General features: G+C 70.1%; 25 protein-coding genes and 7 tRNA genes. 10 read left to right on the top strand and 22 right to left on the bottom strand.

Annotated elements, in window-relative coordinates:
* Positions 1-75 precede the first annotated feature (75 nt).
* Both ABZ855_RS11915 and ABZ855_RS11910 read right to left on the bottom strand, forming a co-directional pair.
* Positions 76-1,299: a hypothetical protein gene (locus tag ABZ855_RS11915; protein ID WP_360804854.1), complete on the bottom strand. Its 1,224-nt coding sequence runs from the start codon at positions 1,297-1,299 to the stop codon at positions 76-78.
* Positions 1,296-1,865, bottom strand: coding sequence for a DUF4365 domain-containing protein (locus ABZ855_RS11910; protein ID WP_319208153.1), 570 nt, complete (start codon positions 1,863-1,865; stop codon positions 1,296-1,298). Before ABZ855_RS11910 ends, ABZ855_RS11915 begins: the two co-directional genes overlap by 4 nt.
* Positions 1,866-2,033: 168 nt before the next feature.
* On the opposite strand from ABZ855_RS11910, the gene ABZ855_RS11905 reads away from it, so the two are divergent.
* Positions 2,034-2,759, top strand: coding sequence for a 3'-5' exonuclease (locus ABZ855_RS11905; RefSeq protein ID WP_319208152.1), 726 nt, complete (start codon positions 2,034-2,036; stop codon positions 2,757-2,759).
* 51 nt (positions 2,760-2,810) lie between these two features.
* Here the strand turns inward: ABZ855_RS11905 and ABZ855_RS11900 are convergent.
* From ABZ855_RS11900 to ABZ855_RS11860, 9 genes are all read right to left on the bottom strand, one after another.
* Positions 2,811-2,882: transfer RNA gene (locus ABZ855_RS11900), tRNA-Val, on the bottom strand.
* Positions 2,883-2,950: 68 nt separating this feature from the next.
* The gene (locus tag ABZ855_RS11895; RefSeq protein WP_360804850.1) at positions 2,951-3,397 is read right to left on the bottom strand and encodes an SRPBCC family protein; all 447 of its coding nucleotides are present in this window, start codon (positions 3,395-3,397) and stop codon (positions 2,951-2,953) included.
* 69 nt (positions 3,398-3,466) lie between these two features.
* Positions 3,467-6,205: a Tat pathway signal sequence domain protein gene (locus tag ABZ855_RS11890; protein WP_360804847.1), complete on the bottom strand. Its 2,739-nt coding sequence runs from the start codon at positions 6,203-6,205 to the stop codon at positions 3,467-3,469.
* 119 nt (positions 6,206-6,324) lie between these two features.
* Positions 6,325-6,924, bottom strand: coding sequence for a hypothetical protein (locus ABZ855_RS11885; protein ID WP_360804844.1), 600 nt, complete (start codon positions 6,922-6,924; stop codon positions 6,325-6,327).
* 10 nt (positions 6,925-6,934) lie between these two features.
* Positions 6,935-7,810 carry a carbohydrate ABC transporter permease gene (locus tag ABZ855_RS11880; protein ID WP_360804841.1) on the bottom strand — a complete coding sequence of 292 codons (876 nt, stop codon included), beginning with the start codon at positions 7,808-7,810 and terminating at the stop codon, positions 6,935-6,937.
* Positions 7,807-8,763, bottom strand: a complete 957-nt coding sequence (locus tag ABZ855_RS11875; RefSeq protein ID WP_360804838.1) for a sugar ABC transporter permease — start codon at positions 8,761-8,763, stop codon at positions 7,807-7,809. Before ABZ855_RS11875 ends, ABZ855_RS11880 begins: the two co-directional genes overlap by 4 nt.
* A gap of 14 nt (positions 8,764-8,777) precedes the next feature.
* Positions 8,778-10,064 carry an extracellular solute-binding protein gene (locus tag ABZ855_RS11870; RefSeq protein WP_360804835.1) on the bottom strand — a complete coding sequence of 429 codons (1,287 nt, stop codon included), beginning with the start codon at positions 10,062-10,064 and terminating at the stop codon, positions 8,778-8,780.
* A gap of 549 nt (positions 10,065-10,613) precedes the next feature.
* Positions 10,614-10,685: transfer RNA gene (locus tag ABZ855_RS11865), tRNA-Val, on the bottom strand.
* A 54-nt stretch (positions 10,686-10,739) separates the two neighbouring features.
* Positions 10,740-11,192, bottom strand: coding sequence for a TIGR02611 family protein (locus ABZ855_RS11860; RefSeq protein ID WP_360804916.1), 453 nt, complete (start codon positions 11,190-11,192; stop codon positions 10,740-10,742).
* 191 nt (positions 11,193-11,383) lie between these two features.
* Here ABZ855_RS11860 and ABZ855_RS11855 point away from each other — a divergent pair, with 191 nt between their 5' ends.
* A complete protein-coding gene (locus ABZ855_RS11855; RefSeq protein ID WP_004002642.1) occupies positions 11,384-11,797 on the top strand; it encodes an SsgA family sporulation/cell division regulator in 414 nt (137 codons plus the stop codon).
* Positions 11,798-12,061: 264 nt separating this feature from the next.
* Positions 12,062-12,619: a CGNR zinc finger domain-containing protein gene (locus tag ABZ855_RS11850; RefSeq protein ID WP_360804830.1), complete on the top strand. Its 558-nt coding sequence runs from the start codon at positions 12,062-12,064 to the stop codon at positions 12,617-12,619.
* A 70-nt stretch (positions 12,620-12,689) separates the two neighbouring features.
* Here the strand turns inward: ABZ855_RS11850 and ABZ855_RS11845 are convergent, their stop codons facing one another.
* Together ABZ855_RS11845 and ABZ855_RS11840 are read right to left on the bottom strand one after the other, a co-directional pair.
* Entirely contained in the window at positions 12,690-12,842 is a 153-nt protein-coding gene (locus ABZ855_RS11845; RefSeq protein ID WP_006375961.1) for a hypothetical protein, read from the bottom strand.
* A gap of 198 nt (positions 12,843-13,040) precedes the next feature.
* Entirely contained in the window at positions 13,041-13,496 is a 456-nt protein-coding gene (locus ABZ855_RS11840; RefSeq protein ID WP_360804826.1) for a hypothetical protein, read from the bottom strand.
* 178 nt (positions 13,497-13,674) lie between these two features.
* On the opposite strand from ABZ855_RS11840, the gene ABZ855_RS11835 reads away from it, so the two are divergent.
* The gene (locus ABZ855_RS11835) at positions 13,675-14,217 is read left to right on the top strand and encodes a DsbA family protein (RefSeq protein WP_360804823.1); all 543 of its coding nucleotides are present in this window, start codon (positions 13,675-13,677) and stop codon (positions 14,215-14,217) included.
* A gap of 43 nt (positions 14,218-14,260) precedes the next feature.
* Here the strand turns inward: ABZ855_RS11835 and ABZ855_RS11830 are convergent, their stop codons facing one another.
* Genes ABZ855_RS11830 through ABZ855_RS11820 form a run of 3 tightly spaced genes read right to left on the bottom strand, consistent with a single transcriptional unit; the run spans position 14,261 to position 17,006 of the window.
* On the bottom strand, positions 14,261-15,085 hold the full coding sequence (locus tag ABZ855_RS11830) for a GNAT family N-acetyltransferase (RefSeq protein WP_360804820.1): 825 nt from the start codon (positions 15,083-15,085) through the stop codon (positions 14,261-14,263).
* Between the two features lie 50 nt (positions 15,086-15,135).
* Entirely contained in the window at positions 15,136-15,957 is an 822-nt protein-coding gene (locus tag ABZ855_RS11825; protein ID WP_360804817.1) for an aminodeoxychorismate lyase, read from the bottom strand.
* Positions 15,954-17,006, bottom strand: a complete 1,053-nt coding sequence (locus tag ABZ855_RS11820) for a chorismate-binding protein (RefSeq protein ID WP_360804814.1) — start codon at positions 17,004-17,006, stop codon at positions 15,954-15,956. Before ABZ855_RS11820 ends, ABZ855_RS11825 begins: the two co-directional genes overlap by 4 nt.
* Before the next feature lie 155 nt (positions 17,007-17,161).
* Between ABZ855_RS11820 and ABZ855_RS11815 the strand changes: the two genes are divergently transcribed.
* From ABZ855_RS11815 to ABZ855_RS11795, 5 genes are all read left to right on the top strand, one after another.
* Positions 17,162-17,234, top strand: a tRNA-Gly gene (locus ABZ855_RS11815).
* Between the two features lie 39 nt (positions 17,235-17,273).
* Positions 17,274-17,347, top strand: a tRNA-Cys gene (locus ABZ855_RS11810).
* Between the two features lies 1 nt (position 17,348).
* Positions 17,349-17,420 (top strand) — tRNA-Val (locus ABZ855_RS11805).
* Between the two features lie 34 nt (positions 17,421-17,454).
* A tRNA-Val gene (locus ABZ855_RS11800) sits at positions 17,455-17,526 on the top strand.
* Positions 17,527-17,547: 21 nt separating this feature from the next.
* A tRNA-Val gene (locus ABZ855_RS11795) sits at positions 17,548-17,619 on the top strand.
* A gap of 55 nt (positions 17,620-17,674) precedes the next feature.
* Here the strand turns inward: ABZ855_RS11795 and ABZ855_RS11790 are convergent.
* From ABZ855_RS11790 to ABZ855_RS11775, 4 genes are all read right to left on the bottom strand, one after another.
* Positions 17,675-17,971, bottom strand: a complete 297-nt coding sequence (locus ABZ855_RS11790) for a zf-TFIIB domain-containing protein (RefSeq protein WP_319208128.1) — start codon at positions 17,969-17,971, stop codon at positions 17,675-17,677.
* A gap of 109 nt (positions 17,972-18,080) precedes the next feature.
* Positions 18,081-19,112 (bottom strand): aminoglycoside phosphotransferase family protein, encoded by a 1,032-nt coding sequence (locus tag ABZ855_RS11785; RefSeq protein WP_360804810.1) that lies wholly within the window; start codon positions 19,110-19,112, stop codon positions 18,081-18,083.
* 342 nt (positions 19,113-19,454) lie between these two features.
* The gene (locus tag ABZ855_RS11780; RefSeq protein ID WP_053740242.1) at positions 19,455-19,664 is read right to left on the bottom strand and encodes a hypothetical protein; all 210 of its coding nucleotides are present in this window, start codon (positions 19,662-19,664) and stop codon (positions 19,455-19,457) included.
* Between the two features lie 240 nt (positions 19,665-19,904).
* Complete coding sequence (locus tag ABZ855_RS11775; protein WP_319208125.1) at positions 19,905-20,138, bottom strand: hypothetical protein; 234 nt, start codon at positions 20,136-20,138, stop codon at positions 19,905-19,907.
* A 196-nt stretch (positions 20,139-20,334) separates the two neighbouring features.
* Here ABZ855_RS11775 and ABZ855_RS11770 point away from each other — a divergent pair, with 196 nt between their 5' ends.
* Positions 20,335-21,735, top strand: a complete 1,401-nt coding sequence (locus ABZ855_RS11770; protein WP_360804806.1) for a serine/threonine-protein kinase — start codon at positions 20,335-20,337, stop codon at positions 21,733-21,735.
* Positions 21,736-21,804: 69 nt separating this feature from the next.
* On the opposite strand, the gene ABZ855_RS11765 is transcribed toward ABZ855_RS11770, so the two are convergent.
* The gene (locus ABZ855_RS11765; protein WP_360804803.1) at positions 21,805-22,623 is read right to left on the bottom strand and encodes an RNA methyltransferase; all 819 of its coding nucleotides are present in this window, start codon (positions 22,621-22,623) and stop codon (positions 21,805-21,807) included.
* 65 nt (positions 22,624-22,688) lie between these two features.
* Positions 22,689-23,921, bottom strand: a complete 1,233-nt coding sequence (gene cobA / locus ABZ855_RS11760; protein ID WP_360804800.1) for a uroporphyrinogen-III C-methyltransferase — start codon at positions 23,919-23,921, stop codon at positions 22,689-22,691.
* Between the last annotated feature and the right edge of the window lie 101 nt (positions 23,922-24,022).

Raw genomic sequence — 24,022 nt, 5'->3', positions numbered from 1 at the left:
GTACCGACCCATGCCCGCCCACCGCGAAACAGATAGCGGAAGCCCCCTGCAACCACGGCCCACAGCCCACAGCCCTCAGTCGTCCCCGCTGCACGCCTCCTCGAAGAAGTCGAGGTTCTCCTGCAGCGACTTCAGCAGCCGGTCCCGCTCCGCCTCGTCGACCTGGACGGGTACGAGTCCGGAGGCCTGGGTCAGCCGGCGGAAGCCGCCCCGGCTCTCGAGTCGGCCGTGCACGCGCACCGGCAGCCCGATCAGATGGGCGTGCCCGGCGATCCGGTACGCCTCCTCGTCCAGTGTCATCCGGACGTGCGGGATCTCGGCGCCGGCCAGCACCCGCAGCCGTACGGCGCCCTCACCGCGCGGCCCCGACCTGCGCATCCGTACCACCGCGCCGGTGATCCTGACCGCGACCGACGGTTCCTCGCGCAGATAGCGGGAGCCTGCCGCGCGCAGGGCGGGCAGGTCGCCGGGCGAGAACTCGACGGGTTCGGCGCCGACCGAGCAGCCTTCGGGGACGTCGGCGCCGGGTGCCCACTCGACGGCGATCCTGGCGCCCTCCGCACCGCGTACCAGGGCGACGAGGGCCTCCGTCAGTTCGTGGCTGACGCCTGCCTCCACGGCGCCGTCGAAGGCGTCCATGCCGCCGGTGGCCCGGTGGTAGTCGATGGCCTCCCGGGCCGCGTACAGGGCCTGGTGGAGCCGTACGGCGAGGGGGCGGCCCGTGCCGACGGGGACGAACGCGGTGAGGCTGCGTCCGGCGGGGGCGGCGCCGACGAGTACGTGGTCGAGGAGGGCGTCCGCGGTCCTGCGGTGGCGGGCGCCGTAGTAGCCGGCACGCGCGCGTGTGGCGAGCGCTCCGGCGAGCATCATCCGGCGGGCGGCCGAGCGCAGTTGTTCCTCGACGGGCCAGGAGGCGACCCCCGCGGGGCCGGTCGGGACGTCTCGCCACCAGCGGATCTCGTCGCTGGGTACGGCGAGGCCGACGAGCACCTCACGGGCGGCGGGCGATCCGCTGCGGGTGAGTGCGACGAGGGCCTCGGCGAGCAGGTCGTCGCTGTCGGGGAAGGCCCGGCTCTCGGGCACGAGCAGGCTCGTCCCGTGGCCGCCGGGCCCGGGTGGGGTCCAGCGGCCGTACCGTCCGACGGCTCCGCCGCGCCGCTGCCAGCCGTGGCGGCGCAGCAGGGCGCCGAGTACGGCGGGGTCGACCTGCTCGGGTGGGGGCGGTTCGTCGTGCCAGGTGGTGTCCACAGGGTGCGGGCGGACGGGCCGCAGGGGCTCCTCGCCCGGCCGGTGCGTCACGGTCTGCCTCCCGTCCCGACGCGCGTCATGATCTCGCAGAGCGCGCGGTCGTCGAAGATGCGTGAGGTCGGTATGCGCACGGTGGTCCGGTACCGGCCGGTGATCCGCTGGCCGGCCAGGTTGATCCAGTAGCAGCAGTGCCGCAGGTCGAGACGGTCGTGGCCGGCGCGCAGCCAGTCGTCCTGCGAGCGCGGTACGAGCATCACGACCAGGATCTTGTGCACCGAGACCGGGGTGCGGGCGAGCTTCGCCAGGTGGGCGTTGTCGAGCGTGAAGGAGAAGTACGGGCCCGGCGGGTTCGGTGCGATCTGGTAGGTGCACTTCAACTGGACCTTGATGGTGACCTCGTCGTCGACCGTGTGCCCGGGAGAGCCGTGGCTGACGTGCCAGTCGATGCCGTTGTCGGGGAAGGGCTGGGACAGCGAGCAGCCGGCCGCGGCGGCGACGGCGTGCAGATAGCCGACCTGCAGTGTCTCCATGCAGGCGGTGGTGGCGAGGGTGCCTCGATGGGGTGCCGCCGTCCGCTCGGGCAGCAGCCCGCCCCGTTCGGGCTGCGCTATCGCCATGACCAAATGCCTTCCAAACCGGTCGAATTACCATGACAGGCCATTGAAGTGCGTAAACCTGTACCTCTGTTGTCTCCTTCCGGCGTACGGCGCAAACAGCCCGGGTATCACCAAACGGGCAGAAGACGGTGCGTCAGCTGCCGTGGGTGAACGAGGAGTTGCATAGGTATGACGTGCTGGTACGAGGGCCCTTTGGCCGCGTTCGACACGGAGACCACGGGTGTGGACGTCGAGACCGACCGGATCGTGTCGGCTTCCGTCGTGGTCCAGGAAGGTCCGGCCGTCCGGCCGAGGATCAGCCGCTGGCTGATCAACCCGGGTGTGCCGGTACCCGCTTCGGCGACGGCGGTGCACGGGCTGACGGACGAACATCTGCAGCGCAACGGCCGCTGGCCGTCCCCTGTGGTGGAGGAGATAGCCCGGGCGCTGGCGGAGCAGTCCGCGGCGGGCCGCCCGCTGGTCATCATGAACGCGCCGTTCGATCTGACCATGCTGGACCGGGAGTTGCGCCGCCATCGCGCTTCGTCGCTCGATCGCTGGTTCGAGTCGGCACCGCTGCTGGTGCTGGACCCCCGGGTCCTGGACAAGCATCTGGACCGCTACCGCAAGGGCCGCCGCACCCTCACGGACCTGTGCGCGCACTACGGCGTCACGCTGGAGGGCGCCCATGACGCGGCGGCGGACGCGATGGCCTCCCTGGAGGTCGTACGGGCGGTCGGGCGCCGGTTCGCGACCCGGCTGGAGCGCCTCTCCCCCGCCGAGCTGCACACGCTCCAGGCCGTGTGGCACGCGGCGCAGGCCCGCGGCCTGCAGGCGTGGTTCGCGAAGAGCGGCACGCCGGAGGCGGTCGACCCGGCGTGGCCGCTGCGCCCGGAGATGCCGGCGGCGGCGTGAGCGGGCGCACGAAAAAGCCGGTCCGTCGATGACGGACCGGCTTTATCCCGGTGGGCGATACTGGGTTCGAACCAGTGACCTCTTCGGTGTGAACGAAGCGCTCTCCCACTGAGCTAATCGCCCGGGAACGCACCGAACAATACAGGTCCGGACGGGCTTCGTTCAAACCGCTTCGTGCGAGGCCCCCGCGTTCAGCCCGCCTGGAGGTGTGCGGTCAGTCCGCGCCGTCCCGCGCGCATCATCAGGGCGTGGTTGGCGCGGAAGAAGGGCCGGCCGGGCACGGCCAGGCGGCGCAGGAGGGGTTTGGTGACGTCGACCTCCTGGTCGTAGTCGGCGAGGGTGCCGGAGCCGGCTGCGGTGAGGGTCCACCGGGCCCAGCCGTCGGGGTCGCCGCTCATGGCGATCTCCAGGACTCCGGCGGCCGGGTCGCGGCGCACCTCGCGGGCGGTGAAGATCAGGTCGTACGGCAGCAGGGAGCGGATGCGGACGATTCCGCTGGTGTCGTCGACGCGGTCGACCTCGCGTACCTGCGGCCACCAGCGGGGGTAGTCCTCGGCCTGCTCGAGGGCCGCGTACACGAGGTCGGGTGGTGCGGTGAGGGTCCACGAGGTGCGGAAGCGGTAGTGGCTCCAGTCCATGGGTGGAGTGTGCCCGCGTTCCCGCTCCCGCCGCGCGCTGTGCGACGGGGGCGGGAACGCGGTGTCGCGCTACGAGGGCATCTTGTGGCCCAGCAGGGCGAGGTTCTCGATGGCGGCGAGGCCGTAGAGGGCGGTGTCGTTGGTGGCCACCCAGGTGGCCTCGCTGCCCGGGACGAGGGCGACCGGGCCACTGATCTGCTCGGTCTTCCAGGGAGCGGACTCCCGGTAGCCGTCGGAGTTGTAGAACTTGTCCCACGCGCGTGCGGCGAGTTTCGCGTCACCGGTCTTCACGGCCGCGTACGCGTCGAGCCGCGAGTGGCCCTGGAAGAGCAGCAGGGTGCCGAAGTTGGAGCCGTAGCGGGCCGCCTGTTCGGCCTTGGTGGCGTTGAAGTAGCGGCAGTAGTCGAAGTACGCCTCGTTGAACTTGGGCATGTCGACCAGGTCGATGAGTTCGGCGCACAGCTCATTGAGTCCGAAGACGGCGGAGAGGTGCGAGACGCCGACGACCGGCGTCGCGGCGACGGCGAACTTCCCGGTGTCGAGGTCGTACAGCCCGCTGCCCTGGACGAAGCCGTTGGGCTGGGCGGCGATGGTCTCCATGGTGGACAGGACGCGCGCCTTGGCCTTCTCCCACTTGGGGCCCTTGCGCTCCCACTCGGTCAGCCAGGCCGAGACCAGACCGCTCCAGTCGGTGCCGAAGCCGATCGACAGGGCGTGCCGGTCGGGGGTGTAGGGCTCGGTGCGGATCTTGCGCAGCGGGTCCAGGGCGAGGAAGGTCTCGTCGCTGTCGACGTTGGCGTGCATGAGGTCGCCGACGCGTTCGTCACCGGTGAGGAAGTAGTAGTAGCGCCGGTAGGTGGTGTTGGCGATGCGCTGCTGCTTGGCGCTGTCGGCGTAGTGCTGCACGCCGTGGCGGGTGCCGAGGCCGGCCCACTGTCCGAGGTGGTAGACGTCGACCTCGCCGGTGTGGCGGGTCATCGCCTCGGCGAACCGGAAGATGTCGGCGCGGCCCGAGCGCAGGTAGGCGAACCAGAGCCAGAGGTCGGGCGACAGTTCGGAGTTGTCCCACGCGTAGCCGCCGATGTCGTAGCGCCACTGGTGCCGGGCGGTGTCGTACGTGTGCATGATGTCGCCGTAGTCCCAGAAGCCGTACCAGCGGCGCTGCTCCACCTGGTCCTTGTAGTAGGTGAAGAGGAAGTCGAGGTGGTCCTCGATCTTGGCCTTGGCGGGGGTGGAGCGGTCGGGCTCGGAGTAGAGGCCGGGGCCGAAGACCTGGGCCTTGATGAGCTGCTTGGGCGGGGCGGCGAGCTGCGGCAGCACCCGTACGGCTTCGACCTGTTCGGCGAGTTTCTCGGGGCTGGGGGTCGACTCGTTGGCCCAGAAGAGGAGTTCGGAGGTGCGGGCGATGCCGTAGGGCGTGCCGAACTCGGGCTCGTAGTCCTCGTAGGTGATGTTGAGGCCTTCGAGCTGTTCGGCGAACGTGTCCTGGCCCATGCCGTCGTGGTAGAAGCGCAGGTCCATCGGCTGGGCCTCGGGCGACCAGAGCCAGAGGGTGACCTCGGCCTCGTCGGTCTGGGCGTCGCGGATGTCGAGCTGGGCGGGGTGCTTCTCCCAGAAGTCCCTCAGGCCGAAGGAGAATCCGCCACTGGCCCCGCCGACGTAACCGAACCCGGAGGCCCGCTTGCCGCCGCCGGCGGCGATCCAGCCGTGGCCCTTCTTGGTGCGCTTGCGGAGGGTGTAGCCGTCGGCGGAGAGCTGGGACAGGGTGTAGTCGCCCCATTCGGGGATGTACTGGAGGCGGGTGGTGACCCGCTGGTCCCAGGTCGAGGGGTCGGGCAGCTTCTGCCCCGCGAACTGGGCCGCCTGGACGGCAGCTCCGGGGTCGCGGCGCAGTCCGGTGATGCCCTTGACGGCCTCGCGCAGCAGTCCGGTGCCGTCGCCGCCGATCCGGATGTGCCGGTCGTACGAGGCGTCCCGCATCGGCACGCTGAAGCGGACCCCGAGGCCGCGGATGAAGTCGCCGCTGGCCTTGCCGGGCTCCTGGGTGCCGTCGTAGGTGATGGTGTGGACCATGCGGAAGGAGTCGGCGCCGGCGTAGAAGTAGAGGCGGATGGAGAAGGGGAGCCAACTGCGGCTGCCCTTGCGGTGCTTGCCGTCGATGCGGACAACTGCCCTGACGGGGCCTTCCTGTTCGACCTCCACCTTGTCGATGGCGCTGTCGAAGCGCTCGAACTTGGTGGCGCCCTGGTCCTCGTCCTCGATCTCGGGCTGACGGATGAGGACGAGCCGCCCGTTCTTCGCGATCTCGGTGGAGCCGCGGGTCACCGACTTGACCAGCGTGGAGCCGGACTTGCCGATGCGTGCGGTGATGACACCGGTCGAGATGTCGATGGTTCCGCCGCTCTTGTCGACGGTCACCTTCGCGGCGGGGGCCTCGGGGGTTCCGGCGGCGAGCGTCAGCTTGCCGTTGCCCGAACTCACGGCGTGCGCGGTCCATTTGAGGGAGCCGTCGGGCCAGTAGGCGAGCGGCCACGACTGTACGGGGACGGATTTACCGGAGGCGTCGGTGAGCGCGAAGGTCTGGTCCGCGTCGTAGGTGCCCTTGGGCCAGGGCACGCCGACCGTGGACCCGGGGGCGGCGCCGAGGCCGCCGTCCTCCAGCCAGTCCAGGGTCACCGGGTCGGTGGCGGCCTCGGCGGCTCTGGGCGCGGCCTGCGCGTCCTTCGCTCCTAGGGCCCAGCTGAACTGGGCGGCGGCTCCGGCGACTGCGGCGGCCTTGAGGAGTGACCTGCGGGGGATGGGAGACATGGGAGACCGGCCTTTCCTGTGCGTGCGGATGCGGAGGTGGTCAGGGGCATGACGGAGAGGGGCATGACGGAGAGAGGTACGGCGCTCGAGGCGCCGGCCTTGTGCGAGGGCACCGCCCGTCAGCGGTGCTGGTAACGCTGCTCCACGGCGAGGGCCGCCGCCGCGACGGCCCCGAGGACGGGAACCGCCAGCGGCGGCAGGAACCCCGCGGACAGAGCCACGACGGCCAGCCCGCAGACGACCAGGAAGGACCCGGCGGGATCGCGGACGGTGCGGCGCCCGGCGTCCGTGAGCAGCACCCGCCAGGAGGCGCCCGGCGTCCAGACGGCCGCCGCCCGCAGCAGGGCCACGGCGGCGCCGATCAGCGCGAAGATGCCCACGGCCCCGACGAACGGCCCGCCGGGGAGCCCGGCGCGCGCGGCCAGGACGTCCACCCAGACCGCGGCGGCCAGCGCCCAGCCGGCGAGCCCGACGAGCCAGCCGCCGCGCAGGGCGGCCCGGAAGTCCGCGACGAACTCCCGTCGGCCGCCGCCCACATGGGTCGTACGACGCCGCAGATGCCGTGCCCCGGCGGCGAATGCCGCGGGGTAGGTGACGACGCCGAGACCGGCCACGGCGATCCACACGCCGGTGAGCAGACACTCGGCGAAGACCGCGAAGCGCTCGCCGAACAGGGACTCCTTGCGCGGGGCGCGTTCCTTCACGCGTGCTTGGGCCATGGTGGCCGCCTCAGCCCTTCAGTCCGGAGGTCGCCATACCGTCGATGAGGTAGCGCTGGAAGGCCATGAAGAAGGCGACGACCGGCACCAGCGCCACCAGCGACATGGCGATCATGCTGCCGTAGTTGGAGATGCCCTCCTGGTCGCGGAACATCATCAGGCCGAGCGAAACGGTGTACTTGGAGGGGGTGTTGAGGTAGATCAACGGCCCCATGAAGTCGTTCCACGCGTTGATGAAGGTGAAGATGGCGCTGGTGATGATGGCCGGGCGGCTCAGCGGCAGCACGATCGACCAGTAGGTCCGCAGATGCCCGCACCCGTCGAGCTTCGCGGCCTCGTCCAGCTCGCGCGGCAGCCCGCGCATGAACTGCACCATCAGGAAGACGAAGAACGCCTCCGTGGCGAGGAACTTGCCCGCGACGAGCGGCACGAGCGTGTCGATGTAACCGAGGTTGCGGAACAGCACGTACTGCGGGATGAGCAGCACATGATACGGCAGCAGCAGCGTGCCGATCATCAGCGTGAACAGCAGGTTCCGCCCGGCGAACCGGATCTTGGCGAAGGCGTACGCGGTCAGCGAGCTGGAGATCACCACGCCGACCACGGCCAGGCCCGCGTACATCAGCGAGTTGGTGAAGAAGCTGGTGATGTCGATGCCGGAGATGCCGTCGGCGAGCCCGGAGAAGTTCGCCCAGACCGGCTTGGTGGGCAGCAGGTCGAGGCTGGCGATGATGTCCTTGCTCGGCTTGAACGAGGCGCCGAGCACCCAGATCACCGGGTAGAGGACGACGGCGAGCACGAGGAGCGCGCCCACGTGCCAGGCGAGGGATCCGATGCGCCGCCGCTCGTTGGCGGTGTTCGCAACAGGACTGGTGGCGGTGGTCACTTGCCGGCCTCCTCGTAGTGCACCCACTTCTTCTGCGACCAGAACAGGACCGCCGTGACAAGCGCCACCGCGACCACCAGCGTCCAGGCCATCGCGGAGGCGAAGCCCATCTGGGACTCCTTGAAGCCCTTCTGGTAGAGGTAGCAGGTGTAGACGAGGGTCGCGTCGGCGGGCCCGCACCTGGTGTCGGAGACGACATAGGCAGAACCGAACACCTGGAACGCGTGGATGGACTCCAGCAGCACGTTGAAGAACAGCACCGGGGAGATCATCGGCAGCGTGATGTTCCAGAACCGCCGGAAGGGGCCGGCGCCGTCCATCTCGGCGGCCTCGTACAGCTCCTGCGGGACCTGCTTGAGCCCGGCCAGGAAGATGACCATCGGTGCGCCGAACTGCCAGATGCTCAGCGCCACCAGGGCGTAGAGAACGTAGTCCGGGTTGCCGATCCAGCCGCCGACATCGAGCCCGAAGACTTTCTGCGTACGGTCCACCACGGCGTCGTCGGAGAACAGCGCCCGCCAGACGAAGCCCACGGAGACGCTGGCCCCGATGAGCGACGGCATGTAGAACGCGGCCCGGTACAGGGCCTGACCGCGCCGGTTCTGCGCGAGCAGCAGCGCCACTCCGAGGGCCAGCAGCAGCTTCAGCGGTGTGGCCACGACGACGTACTTCAGGGTGACCTCGACCGACTTCTGCCAGCGCGGGTCCTGGAACATCGTCGTGAAGTTGTCCAGCCCCACCCACTTGGGCGGTGTGAACAGGTTGTAGCTGGTGAACGCGTAGTACAGCGACGCGATCATCGGCCCCGCCGTGAGCAGCAGGAACCCCGCGATCCACGGCGACATGAAGAGATAGCCGGCGAGGTTCTCGCGGCGCCGCCCGCGCCGCCCGGCGTCAGGAGCGGCGGACCGCTTCTGCGCCGGGGGCGCGGGCGCTTCTTTGACGAGCGTCATGGTGGTACGTCCCCTCAGCCCGCGAACGCGGCCTTGGCCTCGCCGAACAGTGCCTTGGCGGCGTCGGCCGGCTTGGTCTTGCCCTGGGCGACCTCACCGCCGATGCGCAGGAAGGCCGCCTCGATGACGTCCGCGCCGGACGGGTGCGGGGTGATCTTCCCGAGGACGCCGGCCTTGGCGACCTCGTCCTCGTAGGCGGCGACACCCTTGTTGTTGGGGTCGGTCGGCTTGAAGGCGTCGAACTGCTCGGTGGTGGCGAGGATGCCCCGGTCGTAGCCCATGATCTTGCCGACCTCGGGGTCGTGGACCATGAAGTTGATGAACTGGGCGACCTCCTTCGGGTGCTTTGTCCCGGAGAAGCCGCTGAGCATCAGCGAACCGAGGTACTGGCCGGTGGCCTTGCCGTCGGTGGTGGGGATCGGCGCGAGGCCGTAGTCGGACTCGCCCTCGCCCTCGTACCGGATGGAGAAGTTGTCCCAGGTGAATTCCGACGCGGCGAGGCCCGCCGACAGACCGGACTTGGGCTTCACCTGCTCGATCTTCTTGGGGTCGGCGACCAGGCCGGACTTCACGCGCTTGTAGCCGTCCGTCCACCACTGCGTCAGATCGTCCTCGGTGAAGCCGAGGTCGGTGTCGGTGAAGAAGGCCTTGCCGTTCTGGCGCAGGTAGAGGTCGTAGAGGTACATGATGGCGAAGTAGCCGGTGTCACCGGCGATCTTCAGCTTGTCCTGGATCTTCTGCAGCGCGGCGAAGTAGTCGTCCCAGGTCCAGCCGAACTTCGCCTCGACGCCCGCCTTCTCGAAGGCCTTGAGGTCGATGACGAGCGCCATGGTGTTGGCGCCGACGGGGATGCCGATCTGCTTGCCGTCGACCTGACCGTTCGCCAGAACGCCGTTGCGGAAGTTCTCCAGGTTCAGATTCCCGGCGTCCGCCTGCGTCTTGAGATCCAGCAGAACGCCACGCTTGTCGTACTTGCGCAGGAATCCGACCGCATTCTGGAAAACGTCCGGCGGATTACCACCGGAGGCCTGGGTCTGGAACTTCTCCCAGTACGCCTCGTAGTCGGTGAATTCCGGCTTGATCTTTATCTTCGGGTACTTCTTCTCGAAGAGCGCGATCGTCTTCTTGATGGCGATGGTGCGCGGCTCGCCGCCCCACCATGCATAACGGAGCGTCACATTCCCGTCCCCGGCACCGCTGTCACCACCGCACCCGGTCGTGGCCGCCAGCCCCAGCGCGGCGGCCGAGGCTCCGGCCGCCTTGAGGATCGTTCGCCTCTCAACATTCCCGTTCTTAGGCATAGTCGGGCCCTCCCCGCGACGTCATTGGCGCCTGCGTGAATCGTTTCAAGTAAGCGCTTGCTGGCACAAGCTACGGAGGGGCTCGGAATGCGTCAATGATTCGGACAGGATTTTTCTGTGAGCGGGCCGACGGCAGGGGGTGCACGAGTCGACTCCCGTACCCACAAAGGGGGTTGACGTCGCAGGTGAGGCGGCTGGGGTCGACTGGTCGAACAGCGGCGGGCCGCCCGTGATTATTTGGCGCCGGGCCGAAATGCGCCTCACTGGTGGGAAGTTGGAGCCGGGAGCGACGGAGGTTGAAGGAGTGGCGCGGCGGAGGGTCCGCGGGCGCCGAAGGACGTTCTCCCGGAGGCTCAGCGTGACCTCCTCGGGTGAGCATGGGGCGACGCGAGGGGCCGCGGGAGAGAGGTGGGGAGGGGATGCGGCGGAGTCGACGGGTCACAGAAACGAACCCCCCTGTGAGTCCCACGAGCGCCACCGAAGCCCTGCCCGGAAACGACGAGTGCGGCCCTGCCCACGATTCCGTGGACAGGGCCGCACTTGATCCGGTGGGCGATACTGGGTTCGAACCAGTGACCTCTTCGGTGTGAACGAAGCGCTCTCCCACTGAGCTAATCGCCCGGACGCAGAGAGAACATTACCCCATGTCAGGGGGTGCCTCGGACACGCCCCGGATCACTGATCCTTGATCTTCCAGGGCATTTCCAGCCCGAACTTCCATACGTAGATCCCCACGAGAACCGCGATGATCACCAGGCCGATCGTCGTCAGAATGATGTTGCGGCGACGCACCTTGGGGTCGAGCGCGCGCTGTGCCGCCTCGGTGACCTTGCGTTTCGTCCAACGCAGCACCAGTTGGGCCCAGACGAACTCGGTCGCCCAGATCGCCATACCGCCGAAGATCACCAGCCAGCCGGGCCCGGGCAGCGGCAGCATGATGATGCCGGCGACCACCACGGCGAGGCCCACGATGAACACGCAGACCTGCCAGCTCATGTGCAGCACGCGGCGCGCCTTGATGAATTCCGGTGCTCTCGACCCGAGCTCCCGCTCGTTCGGCGCCTCACCGGCCCCGGTCTCATCTGGTGTCACGACAGCCTCACCCGGCTTGTCACTCCCCGTATTCATACGGCCAAACCCTACCGGACCGAAACCGGTCACCGTAATGGTCGTAGCCGACGAACCGGTTCTCGGCCGGAAGAGTTACGTAAACGCACGCAAAACACTCAGAGGGGTTTACAACGGCACCGTAGGTGGCATGTCGATTTCGCCGACGTGCGAATCCCCGAGCGCACACTGAGCGAAAGGCCTTGGCGCTTATGAACACCACGGTCAGCTGCGAGCTGCACCTGCGCCTCGTTGTGTCGAGCGAGTCCTCACTGCCCGTTCCCGCAGGACTGCGGTATGACACGGCCGATCCCTACGCCGTGCACGCCACCTTCCACACCGGAGCCGAGGAAACCGTCGAGTGGGTGTTCGCCCGCGACCTGCTGGCGGAGGGCCTCCATCGGCCCACCGGCACCGGTGACGTCAGAGTCTGGCCGTCCCGGAGCCACGGTCAGGGCGTTGTCTGCATCGCCCTGAGCTCCCCGGAGGGCGAGGCACTGCTCGAAGCCCCCGCACGAGCCCTGGAGTCCTTCCTGAAGCGAACGGACGCCGCCGTGCCACCCGGCACGGAACACCGCCACTTCGACCTCGACCAGGAGCTGTCCCACATCCTGGCGGAAAGCTAGGACGGCCCCCACCGAGCCGCCCGGCGCCGTCCACTCGGGGAGACGGCTCGGGTCACAACCGCATATGGCATACCGCCGCCGCCCCGCGGGTCTCCGTGGGGCGGCGGCGGTATGTCCGCGCGCCCTTCCCGGGGCCCTCGCACCGGTCCCGTCCCCGGCCCCGTCAGGGCCGACGGACGCCTCCGTCGCCGTGAGCCACTACCATCGGCCAGCATCGGCGGGCGGGTGCCCGCCCGACCGTCCAGGCAGGCCAGGGAGAGCAACGTGCTGATCACCCACGACACCCGGTGCTCCCTCGACGCCGTGGTCGATCTGGTGAACACCGCGCCGGAGGACGACACCACGGACGCGCTGCCCGATGTCGAGGCGCTCGCGGAGTTCGTACGAAAGCACGACATCAGCGACGTGGGCGTGCTGTCCGAGATCGATCTCGCCGCCGTGCACCGGATCCGGGGACGCTTCGCCGGGGTGTTCGCGGCCCAGGACGCCCGGACCGCCGCCACGCTCATCAACGAGCTGGTCGCCGCGGCGGGCACCACGCCCCGGCTCACGGACCACGACGGGTACGACTGGCATGTGCACTACTTCGCCCCCGGCGCGTCCGTCGCGGACCACCTCGCCGCCGACTGCGGGATGGCGCTGGCGTTCTTCGTCACCGCCGGCGAGCAGGAACGACTGCGGCGCTGCGAGGCCCCGGACTGCCGGCGCGCCTTCGTCGACGTCTCCCGCAACCGGTCACGCCGCTACTGCGACAGCCGCACCTGCGGAAACCGGCTCCATGTCGCGGCCTACCGGGCGCGCCGCAAGGAGTCCGCGAGCTGACGGGCGAAAGGCCCGGGCCCGGTGCTGACGCAGCCCCCGGCGGGTGGCGCCGGGGACTGGCGTGTACAGCTCACAGCAACAGCAGATCATGCAACGAAGCCATGAGCAGCAGACACCCGATCACCGCAAGGAAGATCATCAGCGGTGGCTGGGAAAGGGCGAAGAGGCACCCGCGCGGCTCATCCTTCGGCGGCACGGCCTCGCTCTGTGTTGTGTCCAGCATCTCGCCGCGATGATGACGCAGCAGGCACCCTCGACGCGATCAACCCATCCGAAATGCACGGTAGTTCGCTGAATTCCTTATTGTTCGCAGCGAGTCATGATCGTTTCCGAGCGACCGCCGTCGTCTCCCGGTCGTTTGTGTCGTTTCAGCACGTCAGCGGTTGTCGGGGCCTCGTGGTGCGCCGCGCGGGCTGTGCCTTCATATGCCGTGCTTCTTCAGGATCGCCTCGATGTCGCTGAAGTCGTCCCCGGCGCCACCGCCGCGCGGCTGAGCCGTCGGCCGGGCCGCCGGGCGGGAGGCCTTGCCGCGCCCCTGCGCCAGCGAGGGAGCAGACGCCGCCGGAGCCACCGCGTCACGCTGCGCGGTCCGTATCTCCCCGCGTTCCTTGCGGCTGCCGCCCCTGCGTCGCTCCACCGCGCGTGTGGTCACGAAGAGCAGCCAGGCGCCGCCGAGCACCCCGAAGCCCGCCCAGGCGGAGGGACTGAAGGCGGTGTCCGCCGCCCACCCGACCACCCCGGTCATCACCAGGCCGACGGGCACCAGTGAGTAAGCGGCGATACGGGCAGCCGCGAGAAACCGCTTGCGGTATGCCGTGACCACCGCGATGCCCAGGCCGGCCGCGGAGACGGCGGAACAGAGGGTCTCGGCAATCATCCGGTCCTCCAGGCAGGGTTGGGTCGCGCAGACGCGCTTTTGTCCCTTCCATCCTGCACCGCCCGGTCCTCGTGATGCCATGCTCCGGCCCGAGATCAGGGACATCTCCGGGTCGGCTCCTCCACAGGTCCCGGTCCCCTCGTACGACACCCCCGCCGAGGCTGGGAAACTGGTGCCCATGAGCGACTCCTCCCCCGCCCCCGCCGACCCTTCCGCCCCGGCCTCCGTCCCCGTCCTCGACGTGTGGTGCGAGCTCCAGTGCGCGGACTGCCGCACCGCCCTGGACGACGTACGCGCCCTGCGTGCCCGCTACGGAGACCGTCTGGAGGTGCGGCTGCGGCACTTCCCGCTGGAGCGGCACAAGCACGCCTTCGCCGCCGCCCAGGCCGCCGAGGAGGCTGCCGAGCAGGGGCAGGCGTGGCCGTACGTCGAGGCGGTGCTCGGCCGGGTCGAGGAGCTGGACCGTAGGGGCGAACCCTTCCTGGTCGAGGTGGCCCGCGAACTCGGTCTGGACGCCGAGGAGTTCGACACCGCGTTGATCGACGGCCGGCACATCCTGATCGTCGACGCCGACCAGGCCGAGGGCAAGGCCATCGGCGTGACGGGCACGCCGACGTATGTCATCGCCGGTGAGCGCCTCGACGGCGGCAAGAGCCAGGAAGGGCTGCGGGAGAGGATCGAGGAGATCGTGGAGCGGCTGCTCGCCGGGCCGGAGGCCTGACGCCCTCGCGCCGAGCCTCTCGCACCCGCCACCGGCCGTTCGTCTACAGCAGGTCCTTGTACATGTGGCGGGTCACCGTCTCGTACCCCAGCGACTCGTAGAGCCGTTCCGCCGGGCTGTTGCCCGCGAAGACGTTCAGGGAGATCGCGGCACGGCCGGCCGCGATCGCCTGGGCCTCCGCCAGGAGCATGAGGGCGCGGCCGTGGCCCCTGCCACGGTGCTCCGGCTCGGTCTCGACCTTGTAGACGAAGGCCCGCCCCTCGCGGGAGCCCAGCCACAGGGTGCCGACCCTGGTGCCCTCGTGCTCCAGGACGCTGAGCGTCACGCCCTCACTGGCCGCACCCCGCGGCAGCAGCAGCTCGTGATCCCGTTTCGCCTTGGCGTGCGCCTCCGCCGTGGGCACGCCCCGCTGGATCCAGCTCTCCGCGTAGCTCTGCCGGCCCGCCGCCTCCCACACCTCGAACTCGGCCTCCGTCATGGGCCGACCGCGGCTTCCGGCGGGCAGTTCGGGCGCGGTGGCGCCGAGCACCTTGTCCATACGGCGGTTGCGCAGCACGTAACCGAGCGCGGTCGCGAGCCGCAGCGCCTCCGGGGCGGCCTCCGGGACCGACGCCTCGACGCGCCGGCAGCCCCAGCCGCGCGCGACCTCCTCCGCCGCGAGTGCGGCCACGGTGCCCCGGCCGCGCCGCCGGTCGCGTTCGTCGATACGGAGGTCGAGGATCTTTGCGACCCGGTCCCCGAACGTGGGGTCGGTGCCAAGGTGTATCGCGCCGACGGGACGGCTGTTCACGCACACCTGGTAACGGCGTGAAAGCGCCCCGTCGGTCTCGCGCTGCAGCGGCTCGATCGGCCGCAGGGTGGTGGTCATCAGGGGTGTTCTACCCACTGTGGAGACCAACGGCAGCTCATTATTCGCGATCAGGGGTCCAGGTCGTTTCCGGCCCGCTCGTCGAAGACCCGCATCGCCTTGGCCGTCACCGGGCCCGGCGCACCGGCGAGTTGCCGGTCGTCGACCCGCCCCACGGCCTGTACGTCCCTCAGCGTGGACGTCAGGAAGATCTCGTCGGCGCCTTCCAGCACGTCCAGGGGCAGGTCGGTCTCCTTGGCCCCCGTCCACTCCACGACCAGGGCTCGAGTGATGCCGGCGAGGCAGCCGGAGGCGAGCGGCGGGGTGTGGATCTCGCCGCCCAGGACGACGAAGACGTTCGACCCCGTCCCCTCGCACAGTTGGCCGACCGTGTTGCCGAACAGCGCCTCGGACGCGCCCTGTTCACGCGCCCTGGCGAGCGCGACGACGTTCTCGGCGTACGAGGTGGTCTTCAGGCCGGTGACGGCGCCGCGTTCGTTGCGCGTCCAGGGGACGGTGATCACGGCGGTCGAGTCGGGGCGCCGGGCGGACTCGCCGATGACGACGACCAGCGTCGGGCCGTGCTCCCCACGGTCCGAGCCGAGGGGGCCGTGGCCGCCGGTGTAGGTGATGCGCAGGCGGCCCAGCGCCATCGGGTTGGCGTCGAGCACGGCCGTACAGGCACGGCGGACCTCGTCGAGGTCGGGGTCGGGCAGGCCGAGGCCGCGGGCCGAGCGGGTCAGCCGGTCCAGGTGACGGGTGAGCGCGAACGGCCGGCCGCCGACCGCCTTCACCGTCTCGAAGATGCCGTCGCCCACGGTCAGTCCGTGGTCGAACACGGAGACACGGGCGGACTCGGTGTCCCGCAGCCCGCCGTCGAGCCAGAGCTTCACGTCAACGACCCTTCTTCACTCGCCTCGTACGGACCCGACGCTATCGCGAGCAGCCGGGATGCCTTCAGCTCGGTCTCCCGCCACTCCGCCTCCGGGTCCGAACCCCAGGTGATGCCCGCTCCGGTGCCGAAGCGGAGCATGCCGTCGGCCCGGTCGATCCAGAAGGTGCGGATACCGACCGCCAGTTCGCCGGTGCCCCGGTCCGCGTCGACCCAGCCGACGCCGCCGCAGTACGGCCCCCGGGGTGCCGTCTCCAGGGCGTCGATGATCCGCAGGGCGCTCGACTTGGGCGCGCCGGTGACCGACCCCGGCGGAAAGGCCGCCGCCAGCAGCTCGGGCCAGCCGGTCCCCGGGCCCAGTTCGCCCCGTACGGTCGACACGAGGTGGACGAGCCCCGGGTGTTTCTCGACGACGCACAGTTCGGGGACGGTCACCGAACCCGTCGTGCAGACGCGCCCGATGTCGTTGCGGACCAGGTCCACGATCATCACGTTCTCGGCGTAGTCCTTCTCCAGGAGGTCCGCCTCGGTGCGTCCGGTCCCCTTGATCGGGCCCGACTCGACGGTGCGGCCCGCGCGGCGGAGGAAGAGTTCGGGGGACGCGGTGGCGATCTCGACGCCGTGCGCGGGCAGGCGGATCGTTCCTGCAAAGGGCGCGGGATTGCCGTGCGCCAGCAGCGAGGTCAGTGCGTCCACATCCGCGTCGGGTGCGACGGGCGCGGACAGCACCCGGCAGAGGTTCGCCTGATAGACCTCGCCGGCCGCGATGTGCTCGCGGATCCGGCGCACCCCCGCCGTGTACGCGGCGCGGTCGAGCGACGACGTCCAGTCATCCGCGTTCGGTCCCCGCCACACCGCGCGCCCCGACCCCGGCGCGGGCACCGCCTCTTTTCGTACGTCACGGAAGCGGGCGCAGGTCAGACGGCCACCGTAGTCCGCGCACACGGCCCAGAAACCGGTGGAGTCGAGGGCCGCGGGATCACTGGTGACGTCGAGGAGACCGGTGGCGACGAGCCCGCCGAAGCGGGCGAGAGGAGCGAGATCGGACACACCGCTGAGTCTATGGCGGGTGTCCTGCGGGTGCCCTGACCATGTCTTCGAGCGGGCACAGCGCAGCACGCTGCACAAACGCGTTTTTGTGCTGGCCCCGGAATCCGCTAGAGTTCAACACGTCGCCGGGACGCGAGAGCGCACCGAAACGGCACGCGGACGTAGCTCAGTTGGTAGAGCGCAACCTTGCCAAGGTTGAGGTCGCCAGTTCGAACCTGGTCGTCCGCTCGCAGGATGAGGGGGATCTTCCCGAACCCCCGCACTCCTGGTGGAGTGGCCGAGAGGCGAGGCAACGGCCTGCAAAGCCGTCTACACGGGTTCAAATCCCGTCTCCACCTCCAAGGACGATTAGCTCAGCGGGAGAGCGCTTCCCTGACACGGAAGAGGTCACTGGTTCAATCCCAGTATCGTCCACTGGTCCGCAAGGACTTGATCCGCAAGGGTCCCCGCGCGATTAGCTCAGCGGGAGAGCGCTTCCCTGACACGGAAGAGGTCACTGGTTCAATCCCAGTATCGCGCACGCAGTTCTACGTAGTTCCGAGGACGATTAGCTCAGCGGGAGAGCGCTTCCCTGACACGGAAGAGGTCACTGGTTCAATCCCAGTATCGTCCACACATCACCGAGGCCCCCAGCCGTCTTGTACGGCTGGGGGCCTCGGTCGTTCCGGTCAGCTGGAGAACAGCATGTGGCCGAAGCTCTTGTGACGCTTGTGGCCGTAGTGACCGCCGTGGCCGCCGTGGTGGCCGCCCTGCGGGGCGCCCCAGGCGGGTGCCGGAGCGGACGGGTAGGCCTGCGGGGCCGGAGGCGGCGGCGCGGCGGGCCCCGCCCACTGGGACTCCACGCGGGTCAGCGCCTCGAGCTCGCCGTAGTCGAGGAAGATCCCCCGGCAGCCACTGCACTGCTCGATCTGGACACCATTGCGGTTGTACGTGTGCATCGGCGCGTGACACTTCGGACACTGCATGCTCGGTTCAACTCCCTGCCGTCGGTACTGCTTCTTGATCCGGACTGCTTCTTGATCCGGTTTCGTCTCTCGCCAGGACAGACTCTGTCCGGCTCCGGTCGGTTGCACCCTACTTCGGGTGGCCGTGGGTCAACTCGGGTGGTACCGCACCCATTCGGTCACATGCGTCGACGACGGCCTGCTGTACCTCGTCCAGCGGGCGGTCCGCCGCCGTCGCCTTGACGATCGCGAGTGCCGCCGTCTGCACGGTGAGGGCGCGGGCGGCGACGTCCAGCGCGGGCCAGGGGTCGCCTTCGGCGGGTACGGCCGGGCCGCCCGCAGTGCGGTACGCGGTGAGGAAGCGGGTCCACTCGTCGGGCGGGAGCAGTCCGCAGGCGTACCAGGCTGCGGGGCGGGCCAGGTCCCAGGTGGGGGTGCCGATGCCGAGGTCGTCGACGTCGATGAGCAGCCAGGGGCCGTCCGGGGACGGGTGGCGTACGAGTTGGCCCAGGTGGAGGTCGCCGTGGCAGAGGGTTGGGTGGGGGGTGTGAGGTGCGTGGGCTGTGTGGGGTGCGTGGGCTGTGCCAGGTGCGTGGGCTGTGCCAGGTGTGGGGGGCAGTGGGGTCGGCAGGTCCGGCATGGGGGCGTCGGCTCTGGCCCAGGGTGGGAGTGCCGCCCAGGCGCGCATTACCGGCTCTGTGGCCGGTTGGGGGGTGGTGGCCTGGAGGCGGGCGATGGCTCTGGCCGCCTTGGCCGGGCCGCGCATGGGTGGGAGGCCGGGTGGGGCGGGGGTGCGGTGGAGGCGGGCCAGGAGGGTGGCGGCCTCCTCCCAGGGGGCCGCGTCCGGGTCCTCCGGGTCGACCGGGGTGCCGTACGGCCAGAACGTCACGAGTCTGCCGTGCAGGTCGACGGGCGTCGGGCTGAGCGGGGGAAGGAGGATGCCGGGGAGGGCGGCTGCGGTGGAGAGGCGGGCGGTGAGTTCGGTGGGGGGTGTGTCGGGGGCGTGGGCCTTCGCGACTGTGTCGGCGTGGCGGACGACCGTGCCGTCGGGGCGGTCGGTGAGGGTGGCTGCGCCGCAGGGGCAGGTGGGGGTGGGGGTGCGTGTGTGGGCCTTGGCCTTGGCTCGGGTGGTGAGGGCTGAGAGCAAGGGGGTGGCTTTCACGGGGGCTCCCTGGGGCGGGCCGGGGGTGTGGGTGGGTGGGTCTGGTCGCGAGGGTACGGTGCCGGTTGCCGGGGGCGATTTTTCGCCCCCGCCGCCCCTACCCGTCCCATCCCCAGGGGCTCCGCCCCTTCGACCCCGCCAAGGGGCTGCGCCCCCTGGACCCCCCTTTGGCCTGGACGGCCTCGTCCTCAAACGCCGGACGGGCTGAAAGGGGCAAAGCAATGCCCGCGCAGCTCCCCAGCTGCGCGGGCATTTTTTGCCGTCCGCCGCACCCCCGTCCCCACGGGGTTTCATGGGTGGATGTCCCCGCCCGGACCGCTCTTCCGGGCCTGAGGTCGCCGCTCAGCGCCCCAGCATCACTCCCACGGACGACGCCTGTGTGACCACTGCTTCCCAGCCGCCGAAGACGACCACGAGCAGGGCTGCCAGGGGAAGGACCATCGCTGTCGCCACCAGTGGGTGACGCTGGCCCTGTCGGCGCGGGCGGAACGCGGCTACGTACGCCTTGCGTCCCTGTGTGCGGAGCGCCGTCCGCGATGCCGTGTGGGCCATTGGTCCCTCTCCTGACCGTTCTCTCTTTGGTTGGCAGCGGCGGGTGTCTGACCTCGGGGGACGAGTGCTGCACCCGCCGCTTGACCTCAAATCTAGGCTGCCGACGAGCAGCGGTCGTCATGCCCTCGTACCGATTGCCGGGCCTCCCGGAGGATGACCTGTGACCTGCGGACTACTCCCCTGGGTGGAGACGGAGTCCTAGGTCTCAGGGTCATCCCGGAAGGGGTGCCCGGTGTGTCCCTACTGTTCCGCGCTGTCCTCCCTCGGCACCGGCTGCTCGACCAGGGCCAGGACACGGTTCGCCATGAAGCGGGCTGTACGCACGACAGACCCGTTCCTGGTGACTTCGCTCACTTCCACGACACCTCGGCGTACCGCCGTCTCCACCCTGCGGCCCGCCCTGCTCGCCACCACCTCGTAGGTACGTGTGGTGTCCCCGGCATCCACGACTATCTCCACGCGGTCACCCTTCACGGGTCCAATCCCCCTTCTGTAACGGGTGGTTGGGATCACACGCGACCTCAAGCCGCCCTGCTCGCGCGCTCCCTGACCACTCCTCAAGTCTCCCACCCGGCACTGACAATCCGTCGGGACGAGAGGGCGCGGCCTCTGCGCGCACCCGGCCGCGGAAACGTAAGCTGTCGCTCGTCAAACGGACCGGGCAGCGGGGATGAACATGGCGATGATGCGCCTGAGGCGCGAGGACCCGCGCGTCGTCGGCTCGTTCAGGCTTCACAGACGGCTCGGCGCGGGCGGGATGGGCGTCGTCTACCTGGGCTCCGACAAGCGGGGACAGCGGGTCGCGCTGAAGGTGATCCGGCCCGATCTGGCGGAGGATCAGGAGTTCCGGTCGCGGTTCGCGCGCGAGGTGTCGGCGGCGCGGCGGATCCGGGGCGGTTGCACCGCCCGGCTGGTCGCCGCGGATCTGGACGCGGACCGGCCGTGGTTCGCCACGCAGTACGTGCCCGGCCCCTCCCTGCACGACAAAGTGGCCGACGAAGGCTCGCTCAGCGCGGCCGACGTCGCCTCCATCGGCGCCGCCCTCGCCGAGGGGCTGGTCGCGGTGCACGAGGCCGGTGTCGTGCACCGGGATCTGAAGCCGTCCAACATCCTGCTGTCCCCGAAGGGGCCGCGGATCATCGACTTCGGCATCGCGTGGGCGACCGGGGCCTCCACGCTCACCCATGTCGGTACGGCGGTCGGTTCGCCCGGCTTCCTCGCGCCCGAGCAGGTGCGGGGTGCGGCCGTGACGCCGGCCACGGACGTGTTCTCGCTCGGCGCCACCCTCGCGTACGCCTCGATGGCCGACTCGCCCTTCGGGCACGGCAGTTCCGAGGTGATGCTGTACCGGGTGGTGCACGAGGAGGCCCACCTGCAGGGCGTTCCGGACGCGCTGGCACCCCTCGTACGGGCGTGTCTGGCGAAGGACCCCGAGGAACGGCCGAGCACGCTTCAACTGTCGTTGCGGCTCAAGGAGATCGCGGCGCGCGAGGCACAGGGGATGGCGGACGTACGGCCGCCCGGGCCGCGTGCCGCCGAGGCGGACCGGCCGACGGGGCGGCTCACCGAGAGCTATCCGGACCAGCGGCCTCCGTATCACGCGCAGACGCAGTCCCACCCGCGTTCCGCGTCCCCGTCGCAGTCGCCGTCGCAGTCCCAGCGGCGGCCTCAGGGGCCCGCCTCGGGGGCCGGTACGGGCGGGTCGCGCGGGGGCGTGCCGTCCCGGGGTGGTGGCGGGGTCTCGCGTGGTGGCAACCCCTCGTCCCGTTCCGGGGCGCGGCCGGTTCCCGGGGCTCGGAACACGACACGTTCAGGGAACCGTCCCGGGCCCCGTAGTGGTACCGGGCGTCCTGGGCCGCGTGGCACGAGTACCGGGCGGCGGCCCGCCAATCCGCGGCTGCTGCGGCAGCGGTTGTTCGTGTTCGTCGTGGTCACGCTGCTCGTCGCCCTGGGGATCGCGGCCGCTCAGGGGTGCCAGGGGCCCAGTCATGGGCTCGGGGACGACAGCGGCGGAAGTCGGCAGCAGCGGCAGGAGCAGGTGCGGTCGGAGTTGCATTCCAACGCCGGCTGAGACCTCCGGTACGTGTACGGTCTGTTCGCTGTGCGCCGGTGGGGGCTGGTCGCGCAGTTCCCCGCGCCCCTAGGGGCGCGGGCGGCCTGTTGCCACCGCGTAGAAGGCGACCGCGGCTGCCGCGCCCACGTTGAGGCTGTCGACGCCGTGGGCCATCGGGATGCGGACCCATTCGTCGGCGGCGACCAGGGCCTGGGTGGAGAGGCCGTCGCCCTCCGCGCCGAGCATCAGGGCGACGCGGTCCATCTTGTGCGGGGCGGTCTCGTCGAGGGTCTTGGCCTTCTCGTCGGGGGTGAGCGCGAGGAGCGTGAAGCCGGCCTCGCGTACCGAGTCGAGGCTCTTGGGCCAGGTGTCCAGACGGGCGTACGGGACGGAGAAGACCGCGCCCATCGAGACCTTGACGCTGCGTCGGTACAGGGGGTCCGCGCAGTCCGGGGAGAGCAGCACCGCGTCCATGCCGAGAGCGGCGGCGCTGCGGAAGATCGCCCCGATGTTGGTGTGGTCGTTGACCGACTCCATGACCACCACCCGGCGTGCGGTCTGCAGGAGTTCGTGCGCCGTCGGGAGCGGTTTGCGCTGCATGGAGGCGAGGGCGCCACGGTGCACGTGGTAGCCGGTGACGCGTTCGGCGAGCTCCGGGCTGACCGCGTACACCGGGGCCGGGAGTTCGTCGATGACGTCACGCATGACGTCGACCCACTTCGCGGACAGGAGCATCGAACGCATCTCGTAACCCGCGTCCTTGGCCCGTCTGATGACCTTCTCGCCCTCGGCGATGAACAGGCCTTCCGCGGGCTCGCGTTTGCGGCGCAGTTCGACGTCGGTCAGGCCCGTGTAGTCGCGCAGGCGCGGGTCGTCCGGGTCCTCGACGGTGATGAGATCGGCCACAGAGGTGATACTGCCTTGTCCTGGGTGCGGTGCCAACGGCTGGGGACGGATTGTGTTACCGGGGGTTACAGCTCCGGTTCCGGGCCTACGTTCACGACCGGGCCGATCACGATCACCGCGGGCGGCTTCACGTCCTCGGTACGGACCGTCTCGGCGACCGTGGCCAGGGTCGCGTCGACGCGACGCTGGGCCGCTGTCGTGCCCTCCTGGACCAGGGCGACCGGCGTGTCCGGGGACTTGCCGTGCGCGACCAGGGTCTCCGCGATCCGGCCGATCTTGTCCACGCCCATGAGGACGACGAGCGTGCCGGTCAGCTTCGCGAGGGACGGCCAGTCCACGAGGGAGCGTTCGTCGTCGGGGGCGACATGGCCGCTGACCACGGTGAACTCATGGGCGACACCGCGATGCGTGACCGGGATGCCGGCCGCGCTCGGTACCGAGATCGAACTGGAGATGCCGGGGACCACCGTGCAGGCGATGCCCGCTTCCGCCAGCGCCTGGACCTCCTCCATGCCCCGGCCGTAGACGTACGGGTCGCCGCCCTTGAGCCGGACGACACGCTTCCCCAGCTTCGCGTGTTCGATCAGCGCGTTGTTGATGGCCTCCTGGGCCATGTAACGGCCGTACGGGATCTTCGCCGCGTCGATCACCTCGACGTGCGGGGGGAGTTCGGCGAGGAGGTCACGCGGGCCGAGCCGGTCGGCGATGACCACGTCCGCCTCGGCGAGCAGGCGGCGGCCCCTGACCGTGATCAGGTCCGGGTCGCCGGGACCGCCGCCGACCAGGGCGACTCCGGGGGCCCGGGTGCGGTGGTGGGGTGCGACGAGCGTGCCGTCGCGCAGGCCTTCGACGACCGCGTCACGGATGGCGGCGGTGTGGCGGGGGTCGCGGCCCTTGGCGTCCGTGGTGAGGACGGCGACCGTGACGCCCTCGCTGTGGCCGGTGGCCGGGGTCCAGGCGGTCGCCGCGTCGGCGTCGTCGGAGCGGACGCACCAGACGCGGCTGCGTTCCGCCTCGGCGGAGGCCTGGGCGTTGGCCTGTGTGTCGCTGGTCGCGATCAGGGCGTACCAGGCGTCCGCCAGGTCGCCGTCGGCGTAGGGGCGGCGCTCCCAGGTGAGTTCGCCCGCGTCGGCCATCGCCTCCACGGAGGGGGTTGCCTCCGGCGATACGAGGAGGATGTCCGCGCCCGCCGCGATCAGGGCGGGGAGGCGGCGCTGGGCCACCTGGCCGGCGCCCAGGACCACCACTCGGCGGCCGGTGAGGCGGAGGCCTACGGGGTAGGCGGGGTGTTCGGCCATGGGGGTGCGGCTCCCTCTTGCGGGTGGTTCTGATCAGGGGCCTGGGGTTTGGGGGTGGGCCCTGACGTGCGCATTTTACGGTGCGGGGTGGGTGGGGGCTG

The organism is Streptomyces sp. NPDC047042, from assembly GCF_040644035.1.
Taxonomy (GTDB): Bacteria; Actinomycetota; Actinomycetes; order Streptomycetales; family Streptomycetaceae; genus Streptomyces.
Note: the sequence above shows the minus strand (reverse complement) of the source record. Positions and strands in the feature narration are given on the sequence as shown.